The following is a 26811-nucleotide window of genomic DNA, read 5'->3' on the forward strand; positions in this document are numbered from 1 at the left end:
CCATGAAACGCCACCTGATCTCGGCAGCCGACCTCACCCTCGACGACGCCCTGCTCATCCTCGACACCGCCGAGGAACTCGCGCACGTCGCCGAACGCCCGATCAAGAAGCTCCCCACCCTGCGCGGCCGCACCGTCGTCAACCTCTTCTTCGAGGACTCGACCCGTACGCGCATCTCGTTCGAAGCGGCCGCCAAGCGTCTGTCCGCGGACGTCATCAACTTCTCCGCCAAGGGCTCTTCGGTCTCCAAGGGCGAATCGCTCAAGGACACCGCGCTCACCCTGCAGGCGATGGGCGCCGACGCGGTCGTCGTGCGGCACCACGCCTCGGGCGCCCCCAAGCGCCTGGCCGAGTCCGGCTGGCTGCACGGCAGCGTCGTCAACGCCGGCGACGGCACCCACGAGCACCCCACCCAGGCCCTGCTCGACGCCTTCACCATGCGACGACGGCTCAACGGCGGCAAGGGCGACCTCAACGGCCGCCGCATCACCATCGTCGGCGACGTCCTGCACAGCCGCGTGGCCCGCTCCAACGTGCTGCTCCTGAACACCCTGGGTGCCGAGGTGACCATGGTCGCCCCGCCCACCCTCGTGCCCATCGGTGTCTCAAACTGGCCCTGCACCGTCAGCTACGACCTCGACGGATCGCTCGCCAAAGCCGACGCGGTCATGATGCTGCGCGTCCAGCGCGAACGCATGAACGCCTCCTACTTCCCCACCGAGCGTGAGTACAGCCGCCGCTACGGCCTGGACGCCCGCCGCATGGCGATGCTCCCCGAGCACGCCATCGTGATGCACCCGGGCCCGATGAACCGCGGCATGGAGATCTCCGCCGAGGTCGCCGACTCGGCCCGCTCCACCATCGTCGAACAGGTCACCAACGGCGTCAGCGTCCGGATGGCCGTGCTGTACCTGCTCCTTGGCGGCTCCGAACCCGCCATCACCACCGCCTCCGAGGAGAACAACCAGTGAGCACGTACCTGATCAAGAACGCCCGCGTCCTGGGCGGCGACCCACAGGACGTGCTCATCTCCGACGGAGTCGTCCAGGAGATCGGCACCGGCCTCACCGCCGGCAACGCCCTCGTCATCGACGCTGAAGGGCACGTCCTCCTCCCCGGCCTCGTCGACCTGCACACCCACCTGCGCGAGCCGGGCCGCGAAGACGCCGAGACCGTCGAGACCGGCACCCGCGCCGCCGCGATGGGCGGCTTCACCGCCGTCCACGCCATGGCCAACACCTTCCCCGTCGCCGACACCGCCGGCGTCGTCGAGCAGGTCTGGCGCCTGGGCCAGGAGACCGGGCGCTGCGACGTCATCCCCGTCGGCGCGGTCACCGTCGGCATCGCCGGCGAGCAGCTCGCCGAACTCGGCGCGATGGCTGATTCCGCCGCCCGCGTCCGGGTCTTCTCCGACGACGGCCACTGCGTCCACGACGCGGTCATCATGCGCCGTGCCCTGGAGTACGTGAAGGCGTTCGACGGCGTCGTCGCCCAGCACGCCCAGGAGCCCCGCCTCACCGAAGGCGCCCAGATGAACGAGGGTGTCGTCTCCGGCGAGCTCGGCCTGCGCGGCTGGCCGGCGGTCGCCGAGGAGGCCATCATCGCCCGCGACATCCTCCTCGCCGGGCACGTCGACTCCCGGCTGCACGTGTGCCACGTCTCCACGGCCGGCTCGGTCGAGCTCATCCGCTGGGCCAAGGCCAAGGGCTGGAACGTCACCGCCGAGGTCTGCCCGCACCACCTGATCCTCACCGACGAACTGGTCCGCACGTACGACCCGATCTTCAAGGTCAACCCGCCGTTGCGCACCGCCGCCGACGTGGAAGCGCTGCGCGCGGGCCTGGCCGACGGCACGATCGACGCCGTCGCGACCGACCACGCGCCCCACCCTTCGGAGGACAAGGACTGCGAATGGGCGCAGGCGGCCATGGGCATGCTCGGCCTGGAGACCGCCCTGCCCATCGTGCAGCTCACGATGGTCGACACCGGGCGCATGACCTGGGAGCAGGTCGCCGACCGCATGTCGGTGCGCCCCGCGGTCATCGGCCGGCTGGCCGGCCATGGACGGCCGATCGCCGTCGGTGAGCCCGCAAACCTGGTGCTGGTCGACCCGGCCGCACGGCGTACCGTCGATCCGTCCGAACTCGCTTCGCGCAGCCGCAACACCCCGTACACCGGCATGGAACTGCCCGGCCGGGTCATGGCGACCTTCCTGCGCGGCGTACCGACGGTGATCGACGGGAAGCTCCAGTGACTGTGCCGCATGCTGAAACCATGACCCTCCTCGCTGAGGCCGGGAAGAAGTCCGCCGAGGTCACCGACTGGGGCGCGCGTCTGCTCTGGGTCGGCGTCCTGATCGCCTTCGTCCTGGTCGTCTACACGCTGATGTGGCGCGCCTGGAAGAAGCGCGGACTCCGGCAGGCAGACCTCACCGCGCCTGAAGAAGTGCCCGACGACTCCGGTACGGAGCTCCTGACGCTGGAGGGCCGCTACCACGGCTCGACCACCGCCGGGCAGTGGCTGGACCGCGTCATCGCCCACGGCCTCGGGACCCGCAGCGCCGCGGACCTGACGCTCTGCGAGGACGGCCTCGCCGTCCGGCGCACCGGAGCGCGGGACTTCTTCATCCCGCGCGCCGCGCTCACCGGCGCCCGCGCCGACCAGAAGATCGCCGGGAAGGTCCTGCCCGAAGGCGGCCTGCTCGTCATCACCTGGACGCTCGGCGACACGGCCGTCGACTCCGGCTTCCGCAGCCTCCAGCAGGCCGAACACGACGCGTGGATCGAAGAGATCAACCGCCTCGCGGCAAACAAGAACCACCAGGAAGGGTCCACCAAGTGACCGGCCCCACCACGTCCGCCGGACGTCCCGCCCTCCAGCCCGCAGTGCTCGTCCTCGAAGACGGACGCACCTTCCGCGGCCAGGCGTACGGCGCCGTCGGCGAGACCTTCGGTGAGGCGGTGTTCTCCACCGGCATGTCCGGCTACCAGGAGACGCTGACCGACCCCTCGTACCACCGCCAGGTCGTCGTCATGACGTCCCCGCACGTCGGCAACACCGGCGTCAACGACGAAGACCCCGAATCGTCCCGCATCTGGGTCGCCGGCTACGTCGTCCGCGACCCCGCGCGCCGTGCCTCCAACTGGCGCTCGCAGCGTTCCCTCGACGACGAACTGGTCAAGTACGACGTCGTCGGCATCTCCGGCATCGACACCCGCGCGCTGACCCGCCACCTGCGTGAGCGTGGCGCGATGCGCTGCGGAGTCTTCTCCGGCGACGCACTCAACGGCGCCGACGACGCCGCACTGCTCGCCCGCGTGCAGGAGTCCCCCAGGATGACGGGCGCGGACCTGTCCGCCGAGGTGTCCACCACCCGGGCCTACGTCGTCCCCGCCGTCGGTACGAAGCGCTTCACCGTCGCCGCCATCGACCTCGGCATCAAGGGCATGACCCCGCACCGGATGGCCGAACGCGGCATCGAGGTGCACGTCCTGCCCGCCACCGCCACGGTCGAGGACGTCTACGCGGTCAACCCCGACGGCGTCTTCCTCTCCAACGGCCCCGGCGACCCGGCCACCGTCGACCTCACCGTCGTCAAGGCCGTCCTCGCGAAGAAGACCCCGTTCTTCGGCATCTGCTTCGGCAACCAGATCCTGGGCCGCGCACTCGGCTTCGGCACCTACAAGCTGAAGTACGGCCACCGCGGCATCAACCAGCCGGTGCAGGACCGCTCCACCGGCAAGGTCGAGATCACCGCGCACAACCACGGTTTCGCCGTCGACGCGCCGCTCGACAAGGTCAGCGACACCCCGTACGGCCGCGCCGAGGTCTCCCACGTGTGCCTCAACGACAACGTCGTCGAAGGCCTCAACTGCCTCGACACCCCGGCGTTCAGCGTCCAGTACCACCCCGAGGCCGCCGCCGGACCGCACGACGCCGCCTACCTGTTCGACCGTTTCGTCGAGCTCATGGAAAAGACCCCGCTGATGGAGACGACGAAGAATGCCTAAGCGCAACGACCTCAAGTCCGTCCTGGTCGTCGGCTCAGGCCCGATCGTCATCGGCCAGGCCGCGGAGTTCGACTACTCCGGCACCCAGGCGTGCCGCATCCTCAAGGCCGAAGGCCTGCGGGTGATCCTGGTCAACTCCAACCCGGCCACGATCATGACCGACCCGGAGATCGCCGACGCCACGTACGTCGAGCCGATCACCCCCGAGTTCGTCGAGAAGATCATCGAACGGGAGCGCCCTGACGCGCTGCTCCCGACCCTCGGCGGGCAGACCGCGCTCAACATCGCGGTCTCCCTGCACGAGAACGGTGTCCTGGCGAAGTACAACGTCGAGCTCATCGGCGCCAACGTCGAGTCGATCCAAAAGGGCGAGGACCGCGAGCTGTTCAAGGGCGTGGTCGCGGCCGTCAAGGAGAAGATCGGCCACGGCGAGTCCGCGCGCTCGGTGATCTGCCACACGATGGACGACGTCATCAAGGGCGTGGAGACGCTCGGCAACGGCTACCCCGTCGTCGTCCGGCCCTCCTTCACCATGGGCGGCGCCGGTTCCGGCTTCGCGCACGACGAGGAGGAGCTGCGCCGCATCGCCGGCACGGGCCTGACCTTGTCGCCGACCACCGAGGTGCTCCTGGAGGAGTCCATCCTCGGCTGGAAGGAGTACGAACTGGAGCTCATGCGCGACAAGCACGACAACGTCGTGGTCGTCTGCTCCATCGAGAACTTCGACCCGATGGGTGTGCACACCGGCGACTCGATCACCGTCGCCCCGGCGATGACGCTGACCGACCGCGAGTACCAGCGCCTGCGCGACATCGCCATCGCGGTCATCCGCGAGGTCGGCGTCGACACCGGCGGCTGCAACATCCAGTTCGCGATCAACCCCGACGACGGCCGCATCATCGTCATCGAGATGAACCCGCGGGTCTCCCGGTCGAGCGCCCTGGCCTCCAAGGCCACCGGCTTCCCGATCGCCAAGATCGCCGCCCGGCTCGCCATCGGCTACACGCTGGACGAGATCCCCAACGACATCACCAAGGTCACCCCGGCCTCGTTCGAGCCCGCGCTCGACTACGTGGTCGTCAAGGTCCCGCGCTTCGCCTTCGAGAAGTTCCCCGGCGCCGACTCCACCCTCACCACCACCATGAAGTCGGTGGGTGAGGCCATGGCGATCGGCCGCAACTTCCCCGAGGCGCTGAACAAGGCCCTGCGGTCCCTGGAGAAGAAGGGGTCGCAGTTCGACTTCGCCTCCCCGACCGGCGACAAGACCGAGCTGCTCGAAACCGCCGAGCGCCCCACCGACGGCCGCATCAACACCGTCATGGACGCGATCCGCGCCGGCGCGACCCTCGAAGAGGTCTTCGAGTCCACTTCGATCGACCCGTGGTTCATCGACCAGATGATGCTGATCCACGAGGTGGCCCAGGACATCAAGGCGTCCGAGCACGTCACGCCCGAGATCCTGAAGCACGCCAAGCGCTACGGCTTCTCCGACCTCCAGATCGCGCAGATCCGCGGCGTCCGTGAGGACGTCGTCCGGGGTGTGCGCCACGCGCTCGGCATCCGCCCGGTGTACAAGACGGTCGACACCTGCGCCGCCGAGTTCGCCGCCAAGACCCCGTACCACTACTCGTCGTACGACGAGGAGACCGAGGTCGCGCCGCGCACCAAGCCCGCGGTGATCATCCTCGGCTCCGGACCGAACCGCATCGGCCAGGGCATCGAGTTCGACTACTCCTGCGTCCACGCGGCCTTCGCGCTGCACGACGCCGGGTACGAGACCGTGATGGTCAACTGCAACCCGGAGACGGTCTCGACGGACTACGACACCGCCGACCGCCTGTACTTCGAGCCCCTGACGCTCGAAGACGTCCTTGAGGTCGTGCACGCCGAGACGCAGGCGGGCCCCGTCGCGGGCGTCCTCGTCCAGCTCGGCGGCCAGACCCCGCTCGGCCTGGCCCAGGCGCTCAAGGACGCCGGCGTGCCCATCGCCGGAACGTCCCCCGAGGCCATCCACCTCGCCGAGGAGCGCGGCGCCTTCGGCCGTGTCATGGCCGAGGCCGGACTCGTCGCCCCCAAACACGGCACCGCCTTCTCCTTCAGCGAGGCCAAGGCCATCGCCGACGAGATCGGCTACCCGGTCCTGGCCCGCCCGTCCTACGTCCTGGGCGGACGCGGCATGGAGATCGTGTACGACGAGGAGTCCCTCGCCGCGTACCTGACCCAGAACGCCGGACTCATCAACGAACACCCGGTCCTCATCGACCGGTTCCTCGACGACGCCATCGAGATCGACGTCGACGCGCTGTACGACGGCACCGACCTCTACCTCGGCGGCGTCATGGAGCACATCGAGGAGGCCGGCATCCACTCCGGCGACTCGGCCTGCGCCCTGCCGCCGATCACCCTGGGCAGCCACGACATCAAGCGGCTCCGGGCGGCCACCCTCGGCATCGCCGAAGGCGTCGGCGTCCGCGGACTCATCAACATCCAGTTCGCCCTGTCCGCGGACATCCTGTACGTCCTGGAAGCCAACCCGCGCGCCTCACGCACGGTCCCGTTCGTCTCCAAGGCGACCGCGGTCCCGCTCGCCAAGGCCGCGGCCCGCGTCTCCCTCGGCACCACCATCGCCGAGCTGCGCGCCGAAGGCATGCTGCCCCGCGAGGGCGACGGCGGCACCCTGCCGCTGGACAGCCCCATCGCGGTCAAGGAGGCGGTCCTCCCCTGGAACCGCTTCCGCGACGTCCAGGGCCGCGGCGTGGACACCGTCCTCTCCCCGGAGATGCGCTCCACCGGCGAGGTCATGGGCATCGACGCGGTCTTCGGCACGGCCTACGCGAAGTCCCAGGCCGGGGCGTACGGCGCACTCCCGACCAAGGGCAAGGCGTTCGTCTCCTTCGCGAACCGCGACAAGCGCTCAATGATCTTCCCGGTCAAGGCGCTGGCCGAGCTCGGCTTCGAGATCCTCGCGACCGACGGCACCGCCGAGGTGCTGCGCCGCAACGGCGTCGCCGCGACGATCGTCCGCAAGCACAGCGAGGGCCCGGGCCCGGGCGGTGAGAAGACGATCGTCCAGCTGATCCACGACGGCGGGATCGACTTCATCGCCAACACCCCGTTCGGTACGGGCGGCCGTCTCGACGGCTACGAGATCCGCACGGCCGCCGTCACCCGCGGCGTCCCGTCGATCACCACGGTGGCCGGCTTCGCCGCGGCGGTGCAGGGCATCGAGTCCCTGATCGCCGGGAACATCGGGGTCAGGTCGCTCCAGGAGTACGCCGGGCAGCTGAACGCGTCCCGCTCTCTCTAGCGGGCTCCAAGCGGGGGCTCCCAGGTCCGTCGACGTCGCTTCGCTCAGTTCTGGTGCCGGCTCCAAGCGCGGGCGTCTTCCTCCAGTCGCCTTCGCTTCGCTCAGTCGCCGGTCGGCGCCCGCGCGTCGCCGGTTCAAGCCGCGTCCGCCGGACGCGCTCCTTCGCTTCGCTCAGTCGCATCCCAGGAGTGGCCGTCGTTTCCGCCGACCGGACGGCCGCCCTTGGGTGCGTCCGCTGAAAGGCCCGCACGCATGAAGCTCTACCCCGCCCTCTTCAAGCACCTCGCCACCCGCGTCGACCCCGAGCAGGCCCACCACCTGGGCTTCAACGCCATCCGCGCCGCCGCGAGCACCCCCGGCGGCCTCAAGGCCCTGCGCAGGACCTTCGCCGGACGCGACCCCAACCTGCGCGTCCAGGCCCTCGGCATCGACTTCCCGGGACCGTTCGGCCTCGCCGCCGGCTTCGACAAGAACGCCGTCGGCATCGACGCGCTCGGCGCCCTGGGCTTCGACTTCGTCGAGATCGGCACGGTCACCGCCCAGGCCCAGTCCGGCAACCCCAGGCAGCGACTGTTCCGCCTGGTCGAGGACCGGGCGGTCGTCAACCGGATGGGCTTCAACAACGACGGCGCCGACGCCGTCGCCGACCGCCTGCGCGCCCGCGGCCCGCGCCGCCCCACCCGGCCCACGATCGTCGGCGTCAACATCGGCAAGACCAAGGTCGTCGCCGAAGCCGACGCCGTCGCCGACTACGTGGCCTCGACGAAGAAGCTGGCCCGCTTCGCCGACTACCTCGTCGTCAACGTCTCCTCGCCCAACACCCCCGGCCTGCGCAACCTCCAGGCCGTCGAGGTCCTGCGGCCCCTGCTGGCCGCCGTCCGCACGGAAGCCGACCGTACGGTCACCTCCCGGCGCGTCCCCCTCCTGGTCAAGATCGCACCCGACCTCGCCGACGCGGACATCGACGCCGTCGCCGACCTGGCCCTCGAACTCGGGCTCGACGGCATCATCGCCACCAACACCACCATCAGCCGCGAAGGCTTGAAGACCGGTCAGAAGTACATTGACTTCTGCGGCAACGGCGGACTGTCCGGCGCACCACTCAAGGAACGCTCCCTGGAGGTCCTCAAGCGGCTCCGCAAGCGTGTGGGGACAGACCTGGTCCTCGTCGGCGTCGGCGGCGTCGAGACGGCCGACGACGTGTGGGAGAAACTTGAAGCCGGAGCCACACTCGTCCAGGGCTACTCGGGCTTCATCTACGAAGGCCCGACGTGGTGCCGCGACATCCACCGCGGCCTGTCCGGGAGGCTCAGCCGCTCCGGCCACCGGACCCTGGAAGAGTTCATCAAGTCGGTCTGAACTGATTCCTGAACTGCTTTCCGAACACGTCGGTCATGCTCCAGACGCTGTGAACGAAGACCTGTCCACAGCAGTCCGGGCAGGACCGACGCCGCCGGCCAGGGCGTGACCGGCGTGGACGAGCGGGAACGAACCCTCCCCTTGAGATTGAGAGTCTGAGATGGTGCAGCCCTTCGGCACCCGCCTGCGCGCCGCCATGGACACCCGTGGCCCGCTGTGCGTCGGCATCGACCCGCACGCCGCCCTGCTCAAAGCCTGGGGCCTGGACGACGACATCGCCGGGCTCGAACGCTTCACCTACACCGTCGTCGAAGCCCTCGCCGACCGCGTCGCCGTCCTCAAGCCGCAGTCCGCGTTCTTCGAACGCTTCGGCTCACGCGGCATCGCGGTCCTGGAGAAGGCCACCGCACTGTCCCGCGAAGCGGGCGCACTCGTGATCATGGACGCCAAACGCGGCGACATCGGCTCGACCATGGCCGGGTACGCCGCCGCCTACGTCGATCCGGCCGGCCCCCTGGCCTCAGACGCGGTCACCGTCAGCCCGTACCTCGGCTTCGGCTCACTGCGCCCCGTCCTCGACCTGGCGGCCCTGCACGGTGCCGGAGTCTTCGTCCTCGCCCTGACGTCCAACCCGGAGGGCGCCGAGGTCCAGCGCGCCCAGGCCGCCGACGGCAGCGGGACCATCGCCGAACTGATGCTGCGCCACATCGGCGCGGAGAACGGCACCGAGGCTCCCATGGGGTCCGTCGGCGCGGTGGTCGGCGCGACGCTGGGGGAGGTCCCGTACGACCTCGCCGCCATGAACGGCCCCCTCCTCGCCCCCGGCATCGGCGCCCAGGGCGCGACCCCCGCCGACATCCCGATGGTGTTCGGCAGGGCCGCGCGCAACGTGGTGCCGAGCGTGAGCCGCGACGTCCTCAAGCACGGCCCCGGTGTGACCGCGCTGCGCGAGGTGGCCGCCCGCGTCGCCGAGGAGTGCCGCGCGGCCGTGTCCTGACGGTTTCCCGGCGAAGACCAACAGGCCGATTGCGTACGGGGTCACCCGTACGCAATCGGCCTGTTGGTCTTCGCCGCCGAGGTCAGCGCGTCACCAGGTCGGCGTAGACGATCACATTCCCGTCCCAGTGGCCGCCGGAGAGTTCTCCGCCGCAGGTGATCAGGCGCAGTTCGGCGCGGTCGGTGTCCCCGTAGACCTTCTCGGTGGGGAAGCTGCTCTTGGGCACCACTTCGACCGAGCGGACCCTGAACACCGCCGTGCTGCCGTCCGTGCGCGGCACCAGGACCTCCGCGCCGGGCTTGACCTGCGGGAGCCGGTAGAACACCGCCGGACCCGTACGGCTGTCCAGGTGACCCACGATCACCGCGGGCCCCACCGCACCGGGCGTGGGGCCGCCGGTGTACCAGCCTGTGAACTCCGGCTTCCCGTCCGGCGGCACTTCCAGTTCCCCGGTGGAGTCCAGACCCAGATCCATCACCGGCGCTTTGATCCCCAGTGAGGGGATCGTCACCCCGGTGGGCACGGAGGAGGCCAGCGCCGCGGTCGCCTTTTCCTCCGGGAGCGGGGCGGGCGGTGCCGTCGTGGCGTACTTCGCGGTGACTTTCGCGCCACCGCCGCTGTCCTGAATCCCCAGACCGATGAGTACGGTCCCCGCGGAGCCTGCCAGCACGGCCAGCACCACGACCGCCCGGGTGGCCCGCCCGGGTCGCGGCCGGGGGGACTGCCCGTCTCCGTCAGGGGCCACGGCCGTTTCCCGTTCTCGAATAGTCATGACAAAACGGCAGCTTATGTCAGAAATCACTGAGTCCAGGGGATTGCTGGGCTGTGCCGTCCGGGTAGTCGGCCTGGTGCGGACCCCCGACCTGCCGGTGGGGTGTCGGCGATTCAGGTGAGTCCGACACTCGGAAACCGCACGTTTTTCCTGAGGTCCCCGCAGGTGTCCTGGGCGGCTTCCCGGCCCGGCGCGGCGGGTCGGCGGCGACCGCCTGGCGGGCGGCTTGATCCGAGTGCGTGACGAATTCTGACGCAGCGTCACTATGCGGGTGGGTCAAGGGCGTTGGCTGGTCAGCGGCTGTGTGTGGGGGTGAGTGCCGCGATGGGGCCGCGATGCTTTGTAGCGGACCGTGACGGGTGGTCCGCGAGAGTATCCGGGACGGCCTGGCGAAGGGTGGCGTACGGCCGGGCCTTGAGGTTTTCCGGTTGTTCCTTCCGCATATCCCCCCACATGGGACCGCCTTGGCGCTAGGCTCCCGGATGTGCTCACCCGGTCGAGACGTTTCACGTTGCTGTGAACGGCTTGACCAGCTAGGTTCCACACCGGCTCGGTTCCGGACCAGTGTCGGGGCCCAGTGCAGAACACCGTCCGTATCCGAAGTACGAAGTACGAAGTCCGAGGTGACACGGCGTGGCTCTTCCGCCCCTGACCCCCGAACAGCGCGCACAAGCGCTCGAGAAGGCCGCTGCCGCTCGACGGGAGCGCGCTGAGGTGAAGAACCGACTCAAGCACTCCGGCACCACGCTCAGCGCGGTGATCAAGGAGGGGCAGGAGAACGACGTCGTCGGCAAGATGAAGGTCTCCGCTCTGCTGGAGTCCCTGCCCGGCGTCGGCAAGGTTCGTGCCAAGCAGCTGATGGAGAAACTCAACATCTCCGAGACGCGGCGTGTGCGCGGGCTCGGGACCAACCAGATCGCGTCGCTCGAGCGCGAGTTCGGCGCGTCCGCGTCCTGACGGGTCGCGTCCGGGTGTCGGGCACGTGAACGGTGCCCGACACCCGGACGCCCCCGAGGCGGCTGCCGTGCGCGGCGGTAGGATTTGCAGCATGCACGGCTCCACGAACAATCGACGACGGCTCACCGTGCTCTCCGGCCCCTCCGGGGTCGGCAAGAGCACTGTGGTCGCCCATCTCCGCAGCCAGCACCCGGAGGTGTGGCTTTCGGTCTCCGCGACCACACGCAAGCCCCGTCCGGGCGAGGTCGACGGGGTCCAGTACCACTTCGTCGACGATGAGCAGTTCGACAAGCTCATCGCCTCCGACGAACTGCTCGAATGGGCGGAGTTCGCCGGGAACCGCTACGGCACCCCGCGTCAGGCTGTCCTCGACCACCTGGACGCCGGCACGTCGCTCCTGCTCGAGATCGACCTGCAGGGCGCCCGTCAGGTCCGCGAGTCCATGTCCGAAGCGCGGCTGGTCTTCCTGGCCCCGCCGTCGTGGGACGAACTGGTCCGCCGTCTCGTGGGCCGTGGCACCGAATCGCCCGAGGTCATCGAGCGCCGCCTCGAAGCGGCAAAGGTCGAGCTGGCGGCCGAATCCGAGTTCGACGTGACGCTGGTGAACACGTCAGTCGAGGACGTCTCGCGTGAACTGCTAGCCTTGATGAACGTTTCCTGATATCACGATCCGATTTCCGACCGCGGCAGCACACACATGTGCGACCGGCGGTCCGGGAGTCGTTGTAGGGAAGGCCCCGACTTGTCCGTCTCCTCCACCGCGCCCGAAGGCATCATCAACCCGCCGATCGACGAGTTGCTCACGAACACTGACGACTCGAAGTACAGCCTGGTCATCTACGCGGCCAAGCGCGCGCGGCAGATCAATGCTTACTACTCGCAGCTGGGCGAGGGTCTGCTGGAGTACGTCGGTCCGCTCGTCGACACCCACGTGCACGAGAAGCCCCTGTCGATCGCGCTGCGCGAGATCAACAGTGGCATGCTGACCGCCGAGCCGATCGAGAGCTGATCCGCTCCGCAGCACCGTACGTAAAACGCCGGAGCCCGTCCGAACATCATTCGGACGGGCTCCGGCGTTTTCGTGTGCGGTGGCTGCCAGCGTGTGCGGTGGTGTCAGCGCAGCCCCCGTACCGCCCTCCCCAGCCGCTTCAGGTCGCGCAGCCGCCGCTCGAAGCGGGCCCCCGCCGCGATCAGCAGCACCCCGGCCCCGGCCAGGACCGACCAGCGCGGCACCGCCGCGTACAGGGCCGTAATGTGCGGGGCCAGCTGGACTACCGCGAGCACCGCCAGGACCCCGCCGCCGATCAGCAGCGGTGCCTGGAGCCTGCGGTGGGCACCGGTCACCAGGACCAGGACGGCCGCCGCGGCGAGCAGCCCCGTACGGACGGCGTCGTCGCCCAGCGCCCCGGGCAACGACGGCAGCAGGCACACGGCCAGCGCGGGCCCGTACGTCGGCCAGGACAGCGCGTCGGGCACCCGCCGGTGGCGCCGCAGCCCCACGGCGAGCAGCAGCAGACCGGCGGGCAGGGTGTACGGCTCCGGCGCGGTGACGTCCCACAGTCCGAGCCGCACCCAGGACGCGGCGAGCAGCAGCACCACGCCGGTCACTGCGGCGGGCAGCCGGGCACCGGTCAGTTCAGCGCGTACGGGCGGCACCGCTACCGACCCGATGCCCACCGCCGCCACCAGCAGGGCGATCCACAGCAGGTGCGGAGTGGTGGTGAGCGCGGCGGTGCCCGCCGCCGTCACGGCGGCCGCTGCTGCCAGCGCGGGCCAGGGCCGGGGCAGGACCTTCACCGGCAGACGCGCCAGAAGAGTCAGGAGCACCGCTCCGGCCACCGCGGTCCACAAGGCGGGGGACACAGACTCCGCACCGGACTGCACCACGACCGGTCCCGGCAGGACCCCGGGCAGGAGTACGGCCGCCGCCGCCCAGACGGACCGCCGCGACTCCGCACCGCGCAGGGCCCCGTAGACGGCGGCGGGCAGCGCGGCGGCGAGGACTGGAGTGGTCGCTCCCGCATCCCGCGCGAAAGACAGCAGACTGCCCGTCCACAGCACGGCGGACGCGACGGTCAGCGCATCGGCGGTGGTCCTGTCCAACCGGTTGAAAGCCAGTGCGGCCAGTGCAGTGCAGCCAGCCAGGACGGCGGTTGCCACAGCAGTGGTCTGCGCGGCTCCGCCGGTCCACGCGGTCACCAGCACCGTCTCCACCGCGGCGAAGCCGAGAGCGACCACCGAAGCCGCCGGGCGGACCCAGCGTGGTGCCGCCGGGGCGGCACCCTCAGCGCTTGGAGCCCGGCGTGTCGGGGAGAGTACAGCCGCCGTGGCGGCCAGCACGGTCAGCAGACCCCACACCGTCACCGACGGGCCTTCGGACACCAGCGAACCGGCGGCAGCGCTCACCGCACTGGCTCCGGCCGCCACCCACAGCACCGGTACGGCGGGGGAGGTGATGCGTACGGCGAATCCCGCGCAGACCACCGCGAGGACCATCTGCCAGCCGAGCCCCACGGCCGTCGGCAGGCCGAACGAGGGTGGCACCACCGCCAGCGTCGCCCAGGCCCCGAGTGCGGTGAAGACGGCTGTGCCGGAGCGCCCGAGGCCGGTGCCGGGCACCGGTGGCCGCGGCGGACCGGAGGAGGGGGCTGCCTGCTGGAAGGCCGCCGCGTGGAGGGACGGCTGCGCGGGCCGGATCATCCGGCTCAGGTAAAGATCCGTCAGCAACGCCACCCCGAGCAGGGCAGCGGGGACGAGCAGGAGGGGTGCCCAGGTGAAGCCCCAGTCCTGCGTGACCAGCCGCCGGGACCCCTCGCTGAGCGAGCCGGTCCACGCGTCGCCGACCCAGCGCAGCGGGCCGAACACCGACGTCAGTGTCGCGGTGGCGGCGGTGGCCGCCGGAGCGCCGAGCAGGAGCGCGAAGACCGCGGCGGGACCGGGCCGGAAGCCGCGGGGCAGTGCGTACAACGCAGTCAGCCCCGAGGCGGCCAGCGCGGCGGCGGCCACAGCGGCCCAGACGGCGATCGACGGCCCGCTGTCCGAGCCGTCGGCAACAGCTGCGACCAGTGCGCCCGACGACGCCAGCATCGCGACGGTCGCCGCTCCGGAAGCGGTGTACCGGAGGGCGGCCACCGTGTGCAGCAGCCGGGCGGCGACAGCGGCCACCACGGTCAGCGCGACGAAGACGGCACAGGACCCCCACGATCCGGTCTCCGGCACGGCCAGGACAAAACCGGTGAGCCAGTAGGCGAAGGAGGCCAGGACCGTCAGCCGGCTGACCGCGTCTGTGCCGATTGCTCCGCGAAGCCACGCCCTGCCGGGTTCGCTCGTTCCTCGCGCCCCCGTTCGGTCGTCGGCTTGGTCGCGTGGGCCGGTTGCTCCGCGTCGCCGGAACCAGGCGAGGAGCGAGACGTCCAGGAGGGACTGCAATGCCAGTGCGGCGGTCAGCGGAAGGAGAGAGTCGCTCCCGGCACGGGCGGCCAGCAGTGGCAGGGGGCCTTGGAGCAGCAGTGTGGACGCGATCCGCAGGGTCCGCAGGGGCAGTGCGTACGAGCCCAGCCAGGTGGCCGCGCCCAGCAGGGTGAGCGAACCGGCGGCGTACGCAAGCTCGTTCGCGCTGCCCAGGCCGCCGAGGTCGGCCGCCCACGCGGCGTACGCGTCGAGCAGGCTCATCAGGACCGCCAGCGCGCCCAGCGCCTCGGCGGTGAGTGGCAGCTTCCGCCGTTCGGCCAGTGCGGCACCGGCCACGGTGAGGACCAGGAGCAGGGCGAGTACGGCGGACCTGCCACCGGTCCCGGTGCGCTGCCAGGTCACCGCGGTGAAGATCACTGCGGCCACGGCGAGCAGCAGCACCCCTGCCCCGAGGACGAAGACCGCCGCCCGGCGCCCGCCCACTTCGGCGGCCGGCCCGGCGGGGGCGGTCGCTTGACGGGGCTGCGTACCCGTACTACTAACAGGCCTGAGCCGCTCGAACTCACCACCACCCGGAAACCCAGCCGCCAGACTGGCCGGGAGCGGGGCTGCGGTCGTCGGTGCGGACGGAAGCACCGTCGCCCGCAGCACCCGCAACAGCGTCTCCCGACGCTCCAGCAGCGCCGCGGCCTGCGAGCCCACCCGCCACAGCTCATCGGCCACCGGCCCGGTCAACGGCAACCGGCACGCCGGGCAGGCCGCCCCGCGAAACGCCGGCAACTGTCGCCCGCAGTCAGGGCACCGCCGTGGATCGGCGAGCACGCTTGTGTCGACCGACATTCATCCCCCATACCTCAAGCACGAGTCCGGCCCGATAGTCCCGCTGGCCGGATTGTCCCGAGGATGCCGGGATACGGTGGCGTATGTATCCGTACGGATACTCAGAACGAAACGCTTCCGGAAGCTGTTTCCGGCCGGACCGGCAGGGCGCCGCGCGGGGCTGAACCGCTGCTCCGTCACCTGCGGCGTTACGCTCACCGGAGTCACACCAGCCCCGGACCCCGTACGGAGTACCCACGTGAGCACTGCCCCTAGGCCCAAGGTCGTCCTCGGCGTCGGCGGTGGCATCGCCGCTTACAAGGCCTGTGAACTCCTGCGCCGCTTCACCGAGTCCGGGCACGACGTTCGGGTCGTCCCCACCGCCAGCGCGCTGAACTTCGTCGGCGCCGCCACCTGGTCCGCGCTGTCCGGGCAGCCCGTGCACACCGGAGTCTGGGAGGACGTCCACGAGGTCCCCCACGTCCGCATCGGGCAGCACGCAGACCTGCTTGTCATCGCCCCGGCCACCGCCGACCTGATGGCCAAGGCCGCGCACGGGCTCGCCGACGACCTGCTCACCAACACGCTGCTCACCGCCCGCTGCCCCGTGGTGTTCGCCCCGGCCATGCACACGGAGATGTGGGAGCACCCGGCCACCGTCGAGAACGTCGCCACGCTGCGCCGCCGCGGCGCGATCGTGCTCGAACCCGCGTCCGGGCGGCTCACCGGCAAGGACACCGGCAAGGGCCGCCTCCCGGACCCGGAGGAGATCTTCGCGGTCGCCCGCCGCGCGTTGGTCCGCGGGGTGCGGGAGCCTGACCTCGCCGGCCGGCACGTCGTCATCTCCGCGGGCGGAACCCGCGAGCCGCTGGACCCGGTGCGCTTCCTCGGGAACCGCTCGTCGGGTAAACAGGGCTACGCACTAGCCCGGACGGCCGTAGCGCGGGGAGCAAGGGTGACACTCGTTTCAGCGAATGTGAGCCTGCCCGACATCGCCGGAGCGGACATCGTCACCGTCGGCACCGCTCTGCAACTCCGCGAGGCCGTCCTCGACGCCGCGAAGAGCGCCGACTGTGTCGTCATGGCCGCCGCCGTCGCGGACTTCCGGCCCGCCGGATACGCCGCAGGCAAGATCAAGAAGACCGGCGCGGAGCCCGACCCGATCGTCCTGGTGAAGAACCCGGACGTGCTCGCCGGGATCTCCCAGGATCGGCTGAGCCCCGGTCAGGTCGTCGTGGGTTTCGCCGCGGAGACCGACGACGTGCTCGCCAACGGCCGGGCGAAACTCCAGCGCAAGGGCTGTGACCTGCTGGTCGTCAACCAGGTGGGGGAGTCGCTGACCTTCGGCACGGACGTCAACGAGGCGGTCGTCCTCGGGGCCGACGGCACGGAGACCGCCGTACCGCACGGACCCAAGGAGGACCTGGCCGACACTGTGTGGGACCTGGTGGCCGCCCGGCTGGTCTGAAGCTCCCGACCGCCCCGGCCTCAGCCCTTCTTCTTGCTGAACGCCTCGATCCGGCAGTCGTTGACGATCTTGTCGGCCTTCGCCGGGTCGGTGCCGGCCATGCCGTCCACGTAGTTCATGCCCTCGTCGTCGGAGCCGGGTGAACCGACGGGCACCATCTTCAGATTGATGGCCGCGCCGCGCTTGTTGATGCAGGTCAACCAGTTCCGCCGGTCGTCCGCGTAGTGGGCGTTGAGCTTGAAGTCCTCCTCCGGCGACGGCAGCAGGCGCTTGTCCAGACAGGCCTCCCGGGCGGCCTTGGGGATCGGTTCGCCGGCCTGCTTGTACTTGGGGGCGCCGCCGACGCTGGGTCCGCCCACGCTCTCAGGCGCTCCGTTCGCGATCAGGCACGCGTCCCAGTCGCCGATGAGCCGCAGCCGGTCCTCCTCGGATTCGTCCAGGCGGTGCCGGACGCCGCGCTCGCCGCCCGGGTCCTTCGCGGCCGGGCCCTGGGTCTTTGACGTGGGGCTTTGTTCAGCGGAACCCGGCTGACCGCCGGCTGCGGCGGCCTTCGGGGGTGTGCTCTCCAACGTGGCGACCTTCCCGCCGCCGGTCTGGCCGGCGGCGTTCTCCTCGGTGTCGCCCTTGTCGTCGCCGCCACCGCACGCGGCCAGGGGCAGCAGCCCGGCCAGGGCGATGACGGCGAAGGCGGTACGGGTCCGGTAGGGCGGGGTCATGGTGTTTCCAATCGTGGGACTCCGGCGGGGCGCACGGGAAACGCGAGGCTAGGCAACGGTTGTCAGGATCCTGTGAGCAGCCGGTGAGGGGCCGGTGTGCCCCGGATCCGCCGCAGGTGCGGGTCCGGAACCGCGCAGGTGGAGTGGCACGACAGCCCCACCGGGCACCGGCTCCGACCGCGGAGATGTGATGTATCAGGTCGCACAGGGCGTGACGGAGAGTGGGCCCAAGGGGCTACACTCGGGCCAGTTCCGCCCCCCACCTGCGGGGGAGCAGCCGCCAGGCGACGGAACAGCACCGCACGAAAACACCGGACGGAGTCCGGCCGCGAAGTGGGGCAGGCGACCGTTCAGGGCGTCGGTCCGCGAAGCGACAAGGTCAGAGCCAGCAGCCGCTGCAACCCCAGGGAGCGAAGTGTCCCGCCGTCTGTTCACCTCCGAGTCCGTGACCGAAGGTCACCCGGACAAGATCGCCGACCAGATCAGCGATTCGATCCTCGACGCCCTCCTCAAGGAGGACCCGAGCAGCCGGGTCGCCGTCGAGACGATGATCACCACTGGTCAGGTGCACGTGGCCGGCGAGGTCACCACCAAGGGCTACGCCGACATCCCCACGATCGTGCGCGAGTGCGTCCTGGAGATCGGTTACGACAGCTCGAAAAAGGGCTTCGACGGCGCCTCCTGCGGTGTGTCGATCTCCATCGGTGCCCAGTCCCCGGACATCGCCCAGGGCGTCGACGACGCCTACGAGGCGCGTGTCGAGGGCGACAAGGACGAGCTCGACCGCCAGGGCGCGGGCGACCAGGGCCTGATGTTCGGTTACGCGTGCGACGACACCCCCGAGCTCATGCCGCTGCCGATCATGCTGGCGCACCGCCTGGCCAAGCGCCTGACCGAGGTGCGCAAGAACGGGACCATCCCGTACCTGCGCCCTGACGGCAAGACCCAGGTCACCATCGAGTACGACGGCGACAAGCCGGTCCGCATCGACACGGTCGTGGTCTCCACGCAGCACGCCGCGGACATCGACTTGGACTCCCTCCTGGCCCCCGATGTGCGCGAGTACGTCGTCGAGCCGGTGCTCGAGGGCCTGTCCATCGACACGTCGGACTACCGTCTGCTGGTCAACCCGACCGGGCGCTTCGAGATCGGCGGCCCGATGGGCGACGCCGGCCTCACCGGCCGCAAGATCATCATCGACACGTACGGCGGCATGGCCCGCCACGGCGGCGGTGCCTTCTCCGGCAAGGACCCGTCCAAGGTCGACCGCTCCGCCGCGTACGCCATGCGCTGGGTCGCCAAGAACATCGTCGCCGCGGGCCTCGCGACCCGCTGTGAGGTCCAGGTCGCGTATGCGATCGGCAAGGCCGAGCCGGTGGGTCTGTTCGTCGAGACCTTCGGCACTGAGGTCGTCCCGGTCGACCGGATCCAGGACGCCGTCACCACGGTCTTCGACCTGCGTCCGGCCGCGATCATCCGCGACCTCGACCTGAAGCGTCCCATCTACGCGGCCACCGCCGCGTACGGGCACTTCGGCCGTGAGCTCCCCGACTTCGCCTGGGAGCGCACCGACCGGGTGGACGCGCTGAAGGCCGCCGCAGGCATCTGAACCAGCTGACCAAAAGCGTCGGGGACCACTGTCGAGTGGTCCCCGACGCTTTTGTCATCCGTACGCTCACCGGACCAGCCGTGTCACCGCGGACCCGGCCGTCGCCGCGGCCGTCACCATCCAGTTCCGGGATTTCCACCAGGGGGGTAGGCGCGTAGTCCGGCAGTGCGGCGTGGAATGCCGGCACACGGTCGCCGACCGGCGGGCAGGTCCAGTCGCGCGCCGCGTCCGGCTGACCCCGCAGGCGGAGATCCTCTTCGCGCACACCGAAGTCGTCCTCGAACGCCTCGGGCAGGCTGAAGCCGACATCGCGGTGTCGCTCGCGGGCATCGCGGGGACGCTGCGTACCGCCGCGTTCCAGACGGTGGCGCTCGCGCTCGTGCCCGGGATGCTGCCCCGGCTCCACGAGTGGCATCCCCACCTGCTGGTGCACCTGGCACTCGTGGAGCGCGGGCACGCGGCGGCGTTCCTGCCGGATCTGCTCTGGCGGGGGCGGCAGCCGACCGTCGCGCTGCGGACGCTGCCGGGGCAGTCGCGGCGACTGTTCACGGCCGTACGGAAGGGCAGTGGCGGGCACCCGGCGATCAAGGCCTGCCGGGACGCGCTGCGCCAGGCCGCGCGTACTGGGGAGGGCCGGACGCTGTCAGGGGATCTGGGAGGTCAGTTTGCATAACGGGCCTATTGCATTCTCCTTCGACCAACCAGAAGACACACCCGCCATAAGGGCCCAAGGCAGTCCGCTTGGCGTGGGTTGTCCCCCTGACGTGCCAGGATTCCCCTGTGGGCGAGACAGGGGACGAGCAGCGGGCAGCCGGGGACTTTAACGACGGCCAGCTCGAACTCGTCCGTGAAGCGGCCCGCAAGGCGGTCAGGAAGACCAGGCCCAAGGGGCCGAAGCCGCTGGCGGCGGAACTGCCGGTGGCCAGAATCGTGGTTGACAAAGGCCTTTCCCACCTCGACCGGCTGTACGACTACGCGGTGCCGGAGACCATGGACGCCGACGCCCAGCCGGGAGTGCGGGTCCGCGTGCGCTTCGGCGCGGGTGTCAGCAACGGCCGGCGCCAGGGCGGCGGACTAATCGACGGAATCATCGTCGAACGGCTCGCGGACAGCGACTACAAAGGTCCGCTGGCCAGGATCGAACGGGTGCTGTCGCCTGAACCCGTGCTCGCTCCCGGTCTCCTGGCTCTCGCCCGGGCCGTCGCCGACCGGTACGCCGGGACTCTCGCCGATGTCGTCCAGCTCGCGCTGCCGCCACGTCACGCGCGGGCCGAGGCGGAGGCGGTGGGCGAACCAGAGCCGGTGCCGGCGAAGCCGGACTTCGGCTCGTGGACGCGATACCCGACAGCGCCTGTTTATTTGGACAAGGTGTTCGAGGGGGAGGCCCCCCGGGCGGTGTGGGTCGCGCTGCCCGGGCCGTCCTGGGCACACGAGATCGCGGTCGCGATGGCCACCGCGCTCGCGGCGGGGCGCGGCGCGCTGGCGGTCGTCCCCGACGGCAAGGACGTCGGTGCGGTCGACGCCGCGCTGGAAACACTGCTCGGCAAGTACCAGCACGTGGCGCTGACGGCGGGCCTCGGCCCCGAGGAGCGCTACCGGCGCTGGCTGTCCGTCCGCCGCGGCACGGTGAAAGCCGTCGTGGGGACCCGGGCCGCGGTGTTCGCACCCGTCGCCGACCTGGGTCTGGCGATCGTGTGGGACGACGGCGACAGCAGCCACGAGGAGCGCCACGCGCCATACCCGCACGTGCGGGAAATCCTGGAAATGCGGGCCGTACGGGAGAAGGCCGCGTTCCTGGTCGGCGGGAGGTCCGTCACCGTCGAGGCGGCGCAGTTGGTCGGGACCGGCTGGGCCGAACCGCTGTTCGCGGACCGTTCGACCGTACGGGCCGCTGCGCCGCTGGTGCGCACGATCGGTGACATGGACATCGCCAGGGACGGGGCGGCGCAGGTCGCCAGGCTGCCCACGCTCGCCTGGGACGTCGCGCGCAAGGCGCTGGAGCACGGCCCCGTACTGGTGCAGGTGCCGCGCCGGGGTTACATCCCGCGGGCCTCGTGCAACCGGTGCCGGGAACCGGCGATGTGCGCCTTCTGCCACGGTCCGCTGGAGATGACGGACGGTCAGGGCTCCTTGGTGTGCGGCTGGTGTGCCCGGCACGCGACGGCGTGGCACTGCCCGGTGTGCGGCGGGGACCGGCTCCGGGCGAGTGTCGTGGGGGCCCGCCGGACGGCCGAGGAACTGGGCCGGGCGTTCCCGCAGGTGCCCGTCCGGACGTCCGGGAAGGATGCGGTGCTGTCCTCCGTACCCGATCTTCCGGCTTTGATCATTTCGACCCCGGGGGCTGAGCCGGTCGCGGCCGGTGGCTACGCGGCGGCGTTGCTGCTGGACGGCTGGGCGCTGCTGAACCGTCCTGATCTGCGGGCCGGTGAGGATGCCCTGCGCCGCTGGCTGGACGCGGCGTCGCTCGTGCGGCCCAGTGGATCGGTGGTTGTGGTCGCCGATCCGGCGCTGCGCCCCGTGCAGGCGCTGGTGCGGTGGGACCCGGCCGGGTTCGCGCGGGCGGAGCTCGTGGAGCGCGGCGAGCTCGGGTTGCCGCCGGTGTCGCGGATGGCTTCGGTGACGGGGGTTCCGGCTTCGGTGGCGGACTTCCTGTCGGTGGCGCGGCTGCCGGAGGGCACGGATGTGCTGGGTCCGGTTCCGGTGCGGGAGTGGGGTGGACCGCCGCGTGCGGCGGCTCCCGTACGGCGGCGGAGATCCGAGGCGGCGCGGGCGTTGATCGCGGTTCGGGCGGCGGACGTTCCACTGTGGGAGAAGGCCGCGATGCCGGATGAGGCTGTGGTGGCGGTGGTCCGGGAGCGGGTGCTGTTGCGGGTGACGCCGGGGAACGGGGCGGCGCTGGCGGCGGCGCTGAAGCACGCGCTGGCGGTGCAGTTGGCGCGGAAGACGGTGGATCCGGTGCGGATCAGGGTGGATCCGCCGGACATCGGGTGAGGGGATGCTGGGTTCGTCGGTTGGTTGGCTTGTCTGCGCTGGTTGGTTCGCGTCGAGGCGCGTCGGGGGCGGGGGTCAGCGCCAGAGGGTGGCGGTTTTGCAGGTGTCCTGGGCTGGGCGGGGAGCGGCGACGGGGAAGTGGGCGAGAGGCTGTCCGTCGGGCAGCGACAGTTCGACCCGCGCGGCGGTGTCGGCGGCCCGGCCCCAGAAGGTGATGTCGGTCTGCGGGCCGACAAGTGACCGCTGGCCGGGCCCGGTGACGAAGCTCGTGTGACTGTCCGCGGCTTCGTTCGGCCAGCCGTCCGGGGTGGTGGGGACCGGGAAGTTCGGCGGTGTGTTTGCCCCGTGACAGGCGATCAGGCCCGGGCTGGTGCTCTTTGCGATGACGTACGGGTTTACTGATCCGTTTCCGTCGGGCTCCCAGGCGGTGAAGTAGGGCTTGAACGCGCTGTCGGGTTCGCCGACTTCCCGGGGTCGGGTGTAGTCGCTGTTGGCACCGCTGTTGCTGTCGCCGTAAACGGAGTCTGCCGGCGGTCCCCAGGGGATCGAGTTGCCTGTGGTGCCCGAGGTGCTGGCGTTCCCGCCGGTCGTCCCGCCTAGGAAGGGCGCTCCGTCGGTCGTGCCACTGGCCTTATCTCCTCCGGAGCTGTCAGCGGGGCTGCGGCCAGTGCTCGCGGTGGCAGCCACTTTCCACGGGGCGGGATCACCCGTGGGCGTGTCCCTATTTGGCAACGCCCTCGGACGGGTCCTGGCCGCCGACGGAGCCCGCCGGGGGATGTGGGGGGTGGTGGTCTCCAGTGCTGTGGACGGCGATGAAGCCGAGGGTCCCGGCATTGAGGACCGCGGCGGCCGTCAGCGCTGGGACCAGCGCCGCGCGGGTCGACTTGTCCGGCTCGGAGAAGGTGGTGAGGAAGACTGCGGAGGTCAGGCCTTCGGCGTCCTGTTGGCCGGTGGTGCGGCGCAGAAGGTGGCCTTAGACGGCTCCGGCATGGCGGTCGAAGACGGCGGCGAAGGCGTCCCGGTCACCGGTGCGGATGTGTTCCCAGAGGGTGTGGTCGTCGTGGAGTGGTGCCGGGTGCCGGTGCGGTGCCCGGTGGTGTGGTGCCGGAGTGGCCGTCAGGTTCCAGGAATATCCGGCATGGGGGCGGAGGTTGCCAGGGGTCCGGCCGGGTGGCTGGATTTCTTTTGACGGCACGGCAGCGGACGCTTTTCGACGAGAGCAAGGTTGTGCTGATGGCGCCGCTGACGGCAGAGCTCGGCACGGCAGGGCCTCCTGTTTGTCTCTGGAAGTGCTTCGACCAGCTGAGATCAAGGAGAACTCCGGCACGCATCCTGGCGAACGGAATCAGTACAGCCTGGTGGGGTAGTTCCACCAGGGAGTTATTGACTTTCTTTGCTATCTCGTGGTGACTTTGTTTGCCAATTCTCTAAAGGGTTTCGGCGAAGCGAAAGGGCAACTGTGACGAACATCACATAATTCCAATTGTTCGCCTTGGATGCTTCTCGTCTTTGATGTCCGTTTTCCACCGTTCGTGTAAGAGATCTGACTACCCGTAACCTCCGTTGGCCATCTGAAGGGTCATGGGAGGCCGGTGATCACCGAGTCGGGGCCGTCAGGGCTCCAAGTCCTCGACGGCTTCCAGGATCTGAGCACTCGTCACCCGCGTCGGGCCCGCCAGTGCGGGGGCGAATACGCCGGTGCGGAACTCCTCGATGAGCCAGTGGACTTCCCGTACGTCGTCGGTGACCGGCTCGTCGGGTGACAGTTCGTCAAGAAGCCTGCGGTAGGCGTTCTCGACATAGGCGACCCGGGCGGTGTTGTTGCGGTCGAACTCCGGATCCGCAGCGAGGTCGTCCAGGCGTTGCTCGACGGCTTTGAGGTACCGCAGCACATCGGGGAGGCGTAGCCAGGTGGTGTCGGTGAGGAAGCCGTTGTAGACGAGTGCGCCGAGCTGCCGGGTGATCTCCTCACGGGTCAGCGGGCTGGCGATGAGGTCCAGGCGTTGTCGGATGCGTTGTGCGGAGGCGAGGATGCGTTCGGTTTTGATGACGGTGTCTTCGAACAGGCGGGGCAGGACGGCCTGGACGCGGGTTTGCAGGCGGGTGAAGGCGGGTTTGTCCCAGGCGGGGCCGCCGGTGTCGGCTACGAGGTGGTCGATCGTTGTGGCGGCGCAGGCCTTGAGGAGTGCGGAGAGGCTTCCGTAGGGGTTCTCGGCCAGTGTGTCGCGGGCGGGCTGCGGCAGTTTGGCGATCAGGGCGGGTACGGGTGACTCGACGGTGAGCTGGAGCAGGCGGCGGGTGCCGGTGCGCATGGCCTGTTTCTGCTCGGTGGTGGTGTCGTAGGGGAGTACGGCGACGCGCCCGCCGAGGTCGGTCAGTGCGGGGTAGCGGTGGGTGCCCCGGTCGGTGACGGCGCGCGGGATGGTGCCGAAGTCCCAGGAGGGCGGGGGTGTGGCGGTGTCGGTGGCGGCGTGCTCGATCTGTTCGACGAGGGAGTCTGTGAGCCAGTCCGGGTCGATGCGGGCGAGGGTGCGGCCGAACAGCTTTGAGGTTTCGACGAGTTCGGCGGCCATGGCCCAGGTGGGCGGGTCGGCGAACAGGGTTGAGCCGGGGTGGGGGGCGAAGCGGGTGCGGCGGATTCCCACGTACTCCCGTTTCTGGGCGTCGAATACTCCGACGTGGGAGCGCAGCCCCGACAGGAGGGCGAGGTGGATGTCCTGGTAGCCGCCGGGCGGGTGGCCCAGGCGCAGTCCGGTGTCTTCTGCGGTGCGGCGGAGGCGGGCGACGATGTCCTGCCATTCGCGTACGCGCGGGTGGTTGAGGAATTCCGTACGGCAGACGCGTCGGAGTTCACCGGAGGTGCGGTCGGCGAGGTGGTCCCAGAGGTTGAGGAGGGTGAGGAAGTCGGAGTCGGGGTGGGTGTGGCGGGAGTGGGCGCGGTCGGCCTCTTCCCGTACGGCGGACGGTCGTTCGCGGGGGTCCTGGATGGACAGGGCGGCGGCGATGACGATCGCGTCGTCGGTGCAGTGGTTCCGGTCGGCTTCGATGATGATGCGGCCGTGCCGGGGGTCGAGCGGCAGCTTGGCGAGTTGGCGGCCTACGGCGGTGAGGCGTTCCCCGTCGAGGGCGTCCAGTTCGTGGAGGAGGTCGACGCCTTCCTTGACGTGCGCGGGGTCGGGCGGGTCGAGGAAGGGGAAGGCGGTGAGGTCGCCGAGCCCGAGGGCGGTCATCTGGAGGATGACGGAGGCCAGGGAGGTGCGCAGGATTTCAGGTTCGGTGTACGGGGGGCGTTGGCCGAAGTCGTCCTGGCCGTACAGGCGGACGCAGATGCCGGGGGAGGTGCGTCCGCTGCGCCCGGCGCGTTGGTTGGCCGAGGCTTGGGAGACCGGTTCGATCGGCAGGTGCTGGACGTGGTTGCGGTAGCGGGAGGTGCGGGCGGTGCCGGTGTCGATGACGTACTTGACGCCGGGGACGGTCAGGGACGTCTCGGCGATGTTGGTGGCGATGATGATGCGGCGGTTGTTGCCCGACGGGGTGAAGATGTGGCGTTGTTCGTCGGCGGTGAGGCGGGCGTACAGCGGCAGGACTTCCACGTCTTCGCCGCGTAGCGCGTCGGCGGCGTCGCGGATCTCGCGTTCCCCGGAGCAGAACACGAGGATGTCGCCGGGGGGTTCGGTGCTGAGTTCGCGGACGGCCGTACGGATCGCGTGCTCTTGGTCGCGTCCGTCCAGTGGGCGGTAGCGGATTTCGACGGGGTAGGTGCGTCCGGACACTTCGATGACGGGGGCGTCGGCGAAGTGCCGGGAGAAGCGCCGGGTGTCGATGGTGGCCGAGGTGATGACGACTTTGAGGTCGGGGCGCCGGGGCAGCAGCTGTTTGAGGTAGCCGAGCAGGAAGTCGATGTTGAGGGTGCGTTCGTGGGCCTCGTCGATGATGAGGGTGTCGTAGCGCTTGAGCAGGCGGTCGCGGCTGATCTCGGCGAGGAGGATGCCGTCGGTCATGACCTTGACGCGGGTGCTCCGCTTGCTGTGCTCCTCAAAGCGGACCTGGTAGCCGATGACCTCGCCGAGGGGGGTGCCGAGTTCGTCGGCGATGCGTTCGGCGACGGCGCGGGCGGCGATGCGGCGGGGCTGGGTGTGGCCGATGAGGCGGCCCTTGGCTCCCCTGCCGAGTTCGAGGCAGATCTTGGGGAGCTGGGTGGTCTTCCCCGAGCCGGTCTGCCCGGCGACGATGACGACCTGGTGGTCGCGGATCGCGGCGGCGATCTCGTCTTTGCGGGCGGAGACGGGGAGGGCGGCGGGGAAGGTGAGGTTCATGTCCTGGTCAGGATATGCGGGCGTGGGCCACGGATGTGTCTGGAGACCGCGGGGTGCCGGTTCGACCACCAGCACCCCG

19 protein-coding genes and 1 pseudogene are annotated in these 26811 nt (G+C 70.2%); 15 read left to right on the plus strand and 5 right to left on the minus strand.

Annotated features, from left to right (window positions below; all coding sequences use genetic code 11):
• Positions 1-2 precede the first annotated feature (2 nt).
• The 7 genes from AC0Z36_RS20020 (at position 3) to pyrF (ending at position 9673) form a co-directional block, all read left to right on the plus strand.
• Complete coding sequence (locus tag AC0Z36_RS20020; protein ID WP_485464332.1) at positions 3-971, plus strand: aspartate carbamoyltransferase catalytic subunit; 969 nt, start codon at positions 3-5, stop codon at positions 969-971.
• Positions 968-2254: a dihydroorotase gene (locus tag AC0Z36_RS20025; protein WP_485464333.1), complete on the plus strand. Its 1287-nt coding sequence runs from the start codon at positions 968-970 to the stop codon at positions 2252-2254. Before AC0Z36_RS20020 ends, AC0Z36_RS20025 begins: the two co-directional genes overlap by 4 nt.
• Positions 2255-2274: 20 nt before the next feature.
• The gene (locus tag AC0Z36_RS20030) at positions 2275-2841 is read left to right on the plus strand and encodes a PH-like domain-containing protein (protein ID WP_485464334.1); all 567 of its coding nucleotides are present in this window, start codon (positions 2275-2277) and stop codon (positions 2839-2841) included.
• Positions 2838-4010 carry a glutamine-hydrolyzing carbamoyl-phosphate synthase small subunit gene (carA, locus tag AC0Z36_RS20035; protein ID WP_485464335.1) on the plus strand — a complete coding sequence of 391 codons (1173 nt, stop codon included), beginning with the start codon at positions 2838-2840 and terminating at the stop codon, positions 4008-4010. Before AC0Z36_RS20030 ends, carA begins: the two co-directional genes overlap by 4 nt.
• On the plus strand, positions 4003-7317 hold the full coding sequence (carB, locus tag AC0Z36_RS20040; RefSeq protein WP_485464336.1) for a carbamoyl-phosphate synthase large subunit: 3315 nt from the start codon (positions 4003-4005) through the stop codon (positions 7315-7317). Before carA ends, carB begins: the two co-directional genes overlap by 8 nt.
• A gap of 252 nt (positions 7318-7569) precedes the next feature.
• Positions 7570-8676, plus strand: a complete 1107-nt coding sequence (locus AC0Z36_RS20045; protein ID WP_485464337.1) for a quinone-dependent dihydroorotate dehydrogenase — start codon at positions 7570-7572, stop codon at positions 8674-8676.
• Between the two features lie 160 nt (positions 8677-8836).
• Positions 8837-9673 (plus strand): orotidine-5'-phosphate decarboxylase, encoded by an 837-nt coding sequence (pyrF, locus tag AC0Z36_RS20050; protein WP_485464338.1) that lies wholly within the window; start codon positions 8837-8839, stop codon positions 9671-9673.
• A gap of 82 nt (positions 9674-9755) precedes the next feature.
• On the opposite strand, the gene AC0Z36_RS20055 is transcribed toward pyrF, so the two are convergent.
• Complete coding sequence (locus AC0Z36_RS20055; protein ID WP_485464339.1) at positions 9756-10418, minus strand: class F sortase; 663 nt, start codon at positions 10416-10418, stop codon at positions 9756-9758.
• A 660-nt stretch (positions 10419-11078) separates the two neighbouring features.
• Between AC0Z36_RS20055 and mihF the strand changes: the two genes are divergently transcribed.
• From mihF to rpoZ, 3 genes are all read left to right on the plus strand, one after another.
• The gene (gene mihF / locus AC0Z36_RS20060) at positions 11079-11402 is read left to right on the plus strand and encodes an integration host factor, actinobacterial type (RefSeq protein WP_485464340.1); all 324 of its coding nucleotides are present in this window, start codon (positions 11079-11081) and stop codon (positions 11400-11402) included.
• A gap of 91 nt (positions 11403-11493) precedes the next feature.
• Positions 11494-12063 (plus strand): guanylate kinase, encoded by a 570-nt coding sequence (gmk, locus tag AC0Z36_RS20065; RefSeq protein WP_485464341.1) that lies wholly within the window; start codon positions 11494-11496, stop codon positions 12061-12063.
• Between the two features lie 81 nt (positions 12064-12144).
• Complete coding sequence (gene rpoZ / locus AC0Z36_RS20070; protein WP_485464342.1) at positions 12145-12411, plus strand: DNA-directed RNA polymerase subunit omega; 267 nt, start codon at positions 12145-12147, stop codon at positions 12409-12411.
• Between the two features lie 104 nt (positions 12412-12515).
• Here rpoZ and AC0Z36_RS20075 read toward each other — a convergent pair whose 3' ends face one another.
• On the minus strand, positions 12516-15536 hold the full coding sequence (locus AC0Z36_RS20075; RefSeq protein ID WP_485464343.1) for an SCO7613 C-terminal domain-containing membrane protein: 3021 nt from the start codon (positions 15534-15536) through the stop codon (positions 12516-12518).
• A gap of 355 nt (positions 15537-15891) precedes the next feature.
• On the opposite strand from AC0Z36_RS20075, the gene coaBC reads away from it, so the two are divergent.
• Complete coding sequence (gene coaBC / locus AC0Z36_RS20080) at positions 15892-17100, plus strand: bifunctional phosphopantothenoylcysteine decarboxylase/phosphopantothenate--cysteine ligase CoaBC (protein ID WP_485464344.1); 1209 nt, start codon at positions 15892-15894, stop codon at positions 17098-17100.
• 20 nt (positions 17101-17120) lie between these two features.
• Here the strand turns inward: coaBC and AC0Z36_RS20085 are convergent, their stop codons facing one another.
• Complete coding sequence (locus tag AC0Z36_RS20085) at positions 17121-17816, minus strand: hypothetical protein (RefSeq protein ID WP_485464345.1); 696 nt, start codon at positions 17814-17816, stop codon at positions 17121-17123.
• A gap of 415 nt (positions 17817-18231) precedes the next feature.
• On the opposite strand from AC0Z36_RS20085, the gene metK reads away from it, so the two are divergent.
• The 3 genes from metK (at position 18232) to AC0Z36_RS20100 (ending at position 22416) form a co-directional block, all read left to right on the plus strand.
• A complete protein-coding gene (gene metK, locus AC0Z36_RS20090) occupies positions 18232-19425 on the plus strand; it encodes a methionine adenosyltransferase (protein ID WP_485464346.1) in 1194 nt (397 codons plus the stop codon).
• Positions 19426-19597: 172 nt separating this feature from the next.
• Positions 19598-20098 carry a hypothetical protein gene (locus AC0Z36_RS20095; protein WP_485464347.1) on the plus strand — a complete coding sequence of 167 codons (501 nt, stop codon included), beginning with the start codon at positions 19598-19600 and terminating at the stop codon, positions 20096-20098.
• A gap of 107 nt (positions 20099-20205) precedes the next feature.
• Entirely contained in the window at positions 20206-22416 is a 2211-nt protein-coding gene (locus AC0Z36_RS20100) for a primosomal protein N' (protein ID WP_485464348.1), read from the plus strand.
• Positions 22417-22491: 75 nt separating this feature from the next.
• Here AC0Z36_RS20100 and AC0Z36_RS20105 read toward each other — a convergent pair whose 3' ends face one another.
• Positions 22492-23103 carry a hypothetical protein gene (locus AC0Z36_RS20105; protein WP_485464349.1) on the minus strand — a complete coding sequence of 204 codons (612 nt, stop codon included), beginning with the start codon at positions 23101-23103 and terminating at the stop codon, positions 22492-22494.
• A 28-nt stretch (positions 23104-23131) separates the two neighbouring features.
• Between AC0Z36_RS20105 and AC0Z36_RS20110 the strand changes: the two genes are divergently transcribed.
• Positions 23132-23605 (plus strand): hypothetical protein, encoded by a 474-nt coding sequence (locus AC0Z36_RS20110; protein ID WP_485464350.1) that lies wholly within the window; start codon positions 23132-23134, stop codon positions 23603-23605.
• A 424-nt stretch (positions 23606-24029) separates the two neighbouring features.
• Here the strand turns inward: AC0Z36_RS20110 and hrpA are convergent.
• Positions 24030-26726, minus strand: a pseudogene (gene hrpA / locus AC0Z36_RS20115) (ATP-dependent RNA helicase HrpA); the annotation flags it as partial.
• Between the last annotated feature and the right edge of the window lie 85 nt (positions 26727-26811).

Source organism: Kitasatospora sp. UYEF31 (assembly GCF_057291755.1).